The sequence below is a fragment of the Faecalicoccus sp. genome (assembly GCF_036552745.1).
In the GTDB taxonomy this organism is placed as follows: Bacteria; Bacillota_I; Bacilli_A; order Erysipelotrichales; family Erysipelotrichaceae; genus Faecalicoccus.
Map to the genome: position 1 here is coordinate 1 of NZ_JAXKBY010000183.1, position 2,976 is coordinate 2,976.

Annotated in this window: 2 protein-coding genes and 1 pseudogene; 2 read left to right on the forward strand and 1 reads right to left on the reverse strand. The window is 38.5% G+C overall.

Annotated elements, in window-relative coordinates:
• Positions 1-110: 110 nt before the first annotated feature.
• Both def and rnjA read left to right on the forward strand, forming a co-directional pair.
• Positions 111-662, forward strand: coding sequence for a peptide deformylase (def, locus tag U0M88_RS08765; protein WP_022789781.1), 552 nt, complete (start codon positions 111-113; stop codon positions 660-662).
• Between the two features lie 102 nt (positions 663-764).
• A complete protein-coding gene (rnjA, locus tag U0M88_RS08770) occupies positions 765-2,555 on the forward strand; it encodes a ribonuclease J1 (protein ID WP_259295313.1) in 1,791 nt (596 codons plus the stop codon).
• 93 nt (positions 2,556-2,648) lie between these two features.
• Here the strand turns inward: rnjA and U0M88_RS08775 are convergent.
• A pseudogene (locus U0M88_RS08775) lies at positions 2,649-2,867 on the reverse strand (Fic family protein); the annotation flags it as partial.
• Between the last annotated feature and the right edge of the window lie 109 nt (positions 2,868-2,976).

Here is a 2,976-nt window from a genome sequence, read left to right on the forward strand (position 1 = left end):
AAGAAAGCCTTGTTGGAATCGGCTGCACTTTTGAAGTCTATTTATACAGATTTACAGGTGTAGAGTTTAAATTATTTGCGAAACAGACCGAAATGGATTAGAATAGTTTCATGAAAATTAATAGTGAAACCATTATATTAGACAGTGATCCAAGAATTCGTACAAAAAGCGAGAAAGTAGAACTGCCATTATCGGCGCAGGATCGTCAGTTATTGGAAGATATGCTGACCTATGTTCGCCATTCTCAGGATGATGAGATTGCGCAGGCAGAGGGGTTACAGCCGGCTGTAGGAATTGCGGCAATCCAGTTGGGGATCCCTAAGCAGTTGATTGCGGTAGTTGTGCCGGAAGAAGATGGGGTACAGGAAGCTGCATTAGCCAATCCGAGAATCGTTTCCGAATCGGTACAAAACGGATATTTGGAAAATGGCGAAGGTTGTTTATCGGTTAAAGATGAGCATCCCGGACATGTGTTCCGTCATGCCCGCATCAAAGTACGTGGCTATGATCTGATTCAGGATAAAAATGTAACGATCAGTGCAGAAGGTTATTTTGCGATAGCCCTTCAACATGAAATTGATCATCTATCCGGTATTTTATTCTATGATCGCATTGATGAAAACGATCCATGGAAAGAAGATCCAGAAGCAGAAGTTATCTAATACTCTGCTTTTTTAATTGTTAAGGTATAGGGGTTTTGTTATAATTTAAGAAAGATTAACATATGTTTATTGTATAGAAAAGAGGAATTTATGCCAAAACAGATGAACAGTAGTTTTGGTCATGCTCAATCAAAGAAAACATATCATACAAAGAATCGTGTTGAAAAAAACGATACATTGATTTACGCCCTGGGGGGACTGGGTGAAGTCGGAAAAAATATGTATTGTTACGAACATGAGAATGAAATTTGTATCGTTGACTGTGGTGTGTTATTTCCCGGAGATGATCTTTTAGGTGTTGATTACGTCATTCCGGATTACCATCATTTGATTCGCATGAACAAAAAAAGAAAATTTTTAGTGATTACCCATGGTCATGAAGATCATATCGGAGGTATCCCCTTCTTATTGAAGCAGGTCAATATCGATGCCATTTATGCACCGCGATTTGCCAAAGCTTTGATACAGAAAAAACTTTCGGAACATAAAGGACTGGAGCGTACAAAAATCATTGAGATCAATGATGAATCCCGCATTCATACAAAGTATTTTACCGTAGGTTTCTTTAATACGATTCATTCCATTCCGGATTCTTTAGGCGTTTTGATCACAACGCCAAATGGCTCGATCGTGCATACTGGAGATTTCAAATTTGATTTGACACCGGTTGGAACCAATGCCGACTATCAAAAAATGGCATATATCGGTGTATTGAAGCCGGATCTTTTGATGTCCGATTCAACAAACTCCGGCGTAGAAGATTTTTCGATTTCGGAAAAGAAGGTTGCCAATGAAATTCTGGATATCATGCGTAAAACCAAACAGCGATTGATCGTTGCGACATTTGCTTCTAACGTTCATCGTGTTTCGCAAATATTAGAAGCGGCTATCAAGTGCGGACGTAAGGTCATTGTCTTTGGTCGAAGCATGGAAAATGTTGTCGATATTGGTCGAAAGATGGGTACGATCAAAGTAAAAAACAGTGATTTTTTAAGTCCAGATGAATTAGCCCATATACCGGATGAGAAGGTCTGCATTATTTGTACCGGATCGCAGGGAGAACCGTTAGCAGCTTTAAGCCGTATTAGTAACGGAACGCATCGCTATATCCATATCAAACCGGGAGATACGATTGTGTTTAGTTCCAATCCGATTCCGGGCAATGCTTCCAGCGTTAATAAAGTGATCGATAACTTGTTTAGAAGCGGTGCGACTGTGTTGACAAAGTCGATCTTAAACAATCTGCATACAACAGGACATGCTTCTAAAGAAGAACAAAAGCTGATGTTGCAGCTGATCAAACCACGTTACTTTATGCCGATCCATGGCGAATATAAGATGTTGATGCAGCACCGACAGACAGCTATGGAAGTCGGTGTTCCCAAAGAAAAGATCTTTGTCTGCGCCAATGGAGATATCCTGATTTTACGAAACCATGAGGTCCTTCAAAGTGATTGGCGATATCAAGGGGACGATATTTATGTAGATGGAAATGATATTTCCGGTTTATCAACAGCTGTATTAAAGGATCGTCGCATATTGGCCGACAATGGTTTAGTGTCTGTTATTATTGCGATTGATTCAAAAACAAATAAAATTTTGATGCGTCCGGTTATTGTGAGTCGAGGCTTTGTCTTCATTAAAGACTCACAGGGGTTGATTAAAGAGGCTGAATTTATCGTACATAATTCCTTACAAGAGAAAATGAAGGAAAAGACGACATTCTCAGAAATTAAAAACTGTGTTCGTTCTACCTTGGAACCTTATTTGTATAAGAAGACACATCGAAATCCAATCGTGATTCCGGTCATCATCAATTCACGCCAAACGATGGAAGAAATTCAACAGAAGCGTTTGGCAAAACAACGGGTTCGTAAGAAGGAAGAAGCATAAAAATGTAGTCTGGGAGAGCAAGAAACGCTCTCCTTTTTTAAAACTCGATTTTAATGAATAAGCCTACAAATTAGAAAAAGAGATATTAAAATTTTATGTAGACAGAAAATGCATGACTAGATTCACCATGGTTTCTTTTTCTTCTGGCATAGATTGAGCAATCATCAAAGTAATCGCAACCAGAGTATTATTGGAAATAATTTGTTTGCCATCGACAAAAAGATGATGGTTCTTGTTTAAAAATTCTAGAAATATTGTCACCCCAATTCTTTTACAACCATCCACAAACGGATGATCTTTGATCAAAAAATAGAGAAGGTGAGCCCAATGTCATTAAGTTAAGAAAATGAACACTTTGAGGAGCACACAAAATGTGCGCCTCTCTTTTTTTTATCAAAAAATCAAACAAATATATTGACAA

What these genes read in the sequence shown, in the direction of transcription:
- def (WP_022789781.1), top strand. Translation starts at nt 111, where the DNA reads ATGAAAATTAATAGTGAAACCATTATATTAGACAGTGATCCAAGAATT.
- rnjA (WP_259295313.1), top strand. Translation starts at nt 765, where the DNA reads ATGAACAGTAGTTTTGGTCATGCTCAATCAAAGAAAACATATCATACA.